The organism is Reyranella sp. (assembly GCF_050185545.1).
Taxonomy (GTDB): Bacteria; Pseudomonadota; Alphaproteobacteria; order Reyranellales; family Reyranellaceae; genus Reyranella.
Genome location: NZ_JBFWZI010000356.1, coordinates 1 through 3,067, shown reverse-complemented (window position 1 = coordinate 3,067; position 3,067 = coordinate 1). Strand labels below are relative to the sequence as shown.

The following is a 3,067-nucleotide window of genomic DNA, read 5'->3' as shown; positions in this document are numbered from 1 at the left end:
CAGACCGAGCATGTGCTCAACACCATCAAGTCGGTGATCGAGGCGGCAGGCGGCACCATGGCCGACGTCACCTTCAACCAGATCTTCGTCACCGACTGGGCGAACTACGCCGCCGTCAACGGCGTCTATGCGAAGTTCTTCCCCGGCGACAAGCCCGCGCGCTTCTGCATCCAGTGCGGCCTGGTCAAGAAGGAGTGCCTGGTCGAGATCGCCTCCATCGCGCATGTGGGCAAGACGGGGTGACGCAATCGCGTTCATGCTCTTCCGGACCGCGAGCGTCCCGCTCGCTCTTCGGCTCTGAGCGCGCCCATGAACGACGCATATGAATGCGCCGTGCGAGCGGGGCGCTCGCGGTCCGGAAAAAACTGAACCCTCCCTAGAAACAATGTACTTCGACATTCGAGAGCCCACGAACCGACCGGACGCCACCACCGTGCTGCTGTCCGCCGGCCTCGGCGGTGCCGCGGGCTACTGGGCGCCGCAGCTCGCGGCGCTGCGGGCGCGCTATCGTGTCGTCGCCTACGACCAGGGCGGCACCGGCCGCAACAGCAACGCGCCCGCCCAGGACCACAGCATCACAGCCATGGCCGATGAAGCCGCATCCGTGCTCGACGCCAGCGGGACCGACGCCTGCCATTTCATCGGCCACGCGCTGGGTGGCCTGGTAGGGCTCGAGCTGGCGCTCGCCCGACCAGAGCGCGTGCGCTCACTGACGATCGTGAACGGCTGGGCCGCCGCCCACGCCCACACCCGGCGCTGCTTCGAGATGCGGCTGGCGCTCCTGAAGCACGAAGGGCCGGCCGCCTATGCCCGCGCCCAGCCGATCTTCCTGTTTCCCGCCGACTGGCTGGCGCGCAACGCCGGGCGCGCCGCCCGTGAGGAGGCGCATGCGATCACAGCCTTCCAGGGTGTCGACACGCTGCATCGGCGCATCGCCGCGCTGCTGGCCTTCGATGCGACGGCGCGCCTGGCGAACCTCGGTGTTCCGACCCTGGTGGTCGCGGCGCGCGACGACGTGCTGGTGCCCAGCCTGATGTCCGAGCAGCTCGCGGCTGCCATTCCCGGATCGCGCTTGCACGTCTTCCCTTGGGGGGCGCACGCTGTGAACATCACCGAGCCGGAGGCCTTCAACACTCTCCTGCTGGAATTCCTCGACAGTCATGCCGACCGCCAATCTCGACCAGCTGCCCATCATTGATTTCACCGCGGCGAGCGACGACGCGCTCGCCCGCCAGCTCGACTCGGCGTTCTCGCAGATCGGCTTCTGCTACTTCACAGGCATCGGCGTCGACGCGGCGCTGGTCGAGGGCGTCTTCGACGCCTCGCGCCGCTTCCACGCCCAGCCGCGCTCTGCCAAGGAAGCGATCGCCATGAACCGCTTCCATCGCGGCTACATGGCGCCCAGGACCTCGCTGATCGAGACCTCGAGCGTGGCCCGCGTGACGCGGCCCAACGACAGCGAATCCTTCATGCTGATGCACGAGGTGGCGGCCGACGATCCACGTTACGGGCGGCCGCTCGATGGACCCAATCTGTGGCCCGACCTGGCGAACTTCCGCGCGCCGGTCGAAGCCTACGAGCGGGCCATGCACGCCTTCTGCCTGCGGCGCCTCCTGCCGGCGATGGCTCTGGCGCTCGGCCTGCCGCGCGACTGGTTCGCGCCGCACTTCCGCCAGCCGACCACCTTCCTGCGCCTGCTGCACTATCCGCCGCAGGCGCCGGACGCGCCCGACGACGCCTTCGGCTCGGCGCCGCACACCGACTACGGCTTCATCACCATCCTGGCGCAGGACCAGCAAGGCGGCCTCGAGGTGCGCCGGCGCGACGGCACCTGGCTCGCCGCGCCGCCGATCCCCGGCACCTGGGTCGTGAACGTCGCCGACATGCTGTCGCGCTGGACCAACGGCCGCTGGCAGTCGACGCCGCATCGCGTGAAGAACCTGTCGGGCGGCGATCGCTACTCCTGTCCCTACTTCTTCGACATGTCGATGGACTCGATCGTCGAGGTGCTGCCGACCTGCTACGGCGCCGCCCAGTCGCCGCGCTTTCCGCCGGTGCGCTACGGCGACTATCTGATCGAGCGGCTCGATCGCAACTACGACTACCGCAAGCAGCCGGTCCCGGCATGAGCAGAGACGGGCTTGAAGTCGCGGGGCTCGCCTTCGCCTACGACGGCGCGCTCGCCGTGCGCGACGTCTCGCTGAGCGTGAAGCCAGGCGAGATCGTGGCCCTGCTCGGCGCCAACGGCGCCGGCAAGTCGACCACGGTGCGCATGATCGCGGGCGTCCTGCGCCCGCAGAAGGGCACCATCGATTTCTCGGGCGAGGCGCTGGCCGGGGCGCCCAGCCATCACGTCGTGCGCCGCGGCATCACCCTGGTGCCCGAAGGCCGTCTGGTGTTCCCGCAGATGACGGTGATGGAGAACCTGCAGCTCGGTGCGCACACCAGGCAGCGCGCTTCCATCGCCGGCCTGGTCGACTACGCCTTCAAGCTGTTCCCGCGACTCGCCGAGCGGCGCGGGCAGCTCGCCGGCTCGATGAGCGGCGGCGAGCAGCAGATGCTGGCGATCGCCCGCGGCCTGATGGCCGAGCCGCGCCTCGTCATCCTCGACGAGCCGTCGCTCGGCCTGATGCCGATCGTGACGCAGGAGGTCTTCCGCCTGATCGAGGCGGTGAACAGGACCGGCATCAGCGTGCTGCTGGTCGAGCAGAACCTCCACCAGGCCCTGCGCATCGCCCATCGCGGCTACGTCATCGAGAAGGGCGCCGTGGTGCTGGCGGGAAGCGGCAAGGAGCTTCTGGCCGACAGCTACGTGCAGCGGGCGTTTTTGGGGCGGTAGATCTTCTCCTCCCCAAGCGAAGCTTGGGGCGGTGTCGCGTCTTACGCGACCTGCCTCCTCCGAAGCGAAGCCGCTTCGGCTTCGCGCAGGCAGGCTGAGGGGTCATGAATCATGCGGACCGCGGGCGTCACGCCCGCTCATCTCAAGTGCGGGCGAGACGCCCGCGGTCCCGATTAAACAATAACCCACCCTCGCTGTAAGACCGCGACCCCGCCCCACCGAACCAGG

General features: G+C 68.8%; 3 protein-coding genes and 1 pseudogene. All 4 read left to right on the top strand.

Annotated elements, in window-relative coordinates:
* Positions 1 to 243, top strand: a 243-nt coding sequence (locus AB7O82_RS37955) for a Rid family hydrolase (RefSeq protein ID WP_428556347.1), incomplete at its 5' end; no start/stop codon positions are given.
* A gap of 153 nt (positions 244 to 396) precedes the next feature.
* Positions 397 to 1,198: pseudogene (rutD, locus tag AB7O82_RS37950) on the top strand (pyrimidine utilization protein D); the annotation flags it as partial.
* Positions 1,161 to 2,129, top strand: a complete 969-nt coding sequence (locus tag AB7O82_RS37945) for an isopenicillin N synthase family dioxygenase (protein WP_428621924.1) — start codon at positions 1,161 to 1,163, stop codon at positions 2,127 to 2,129. The pseudogene rutD and the gene AB7O82_RS37945, both read left to right, overlap by 38 nt.
* Entirely contained in the window at positions 2,126 to 2,839 is a 714-nt protein-coding gene (locus tag AB7O82_RS37940) for an ABC transporter ATP-binding protein (protein WP_428621923.1), read from the top strand. The genes AB7O82_RS37945 and AB7O82_RS37940 overlap by 4 nt, the downstream gene beginning before the upstream one ends.
* The last annotated feature ends 228 nt before the right edge of the window (positions 2,840 to 3,067 follow it).

Excerpts from the sequence above, each read along its gene's own strand:
- AB7O82_RS37945 (WP_428621924.1), top strand. The coding sequence starts at position 1,161 with ATGCCGACCGCCAATCTCGACCAGCTGCCCATCATTGATTTCACCGCG.
- AB7O82_RS37940 (WP_428621923.1), top strand. The coding sequence starts at position 2,126 with ATGAGCAGAGACGGGCTTGAAGTCGCGGGGCTCGCCTTCGCCTACGAC.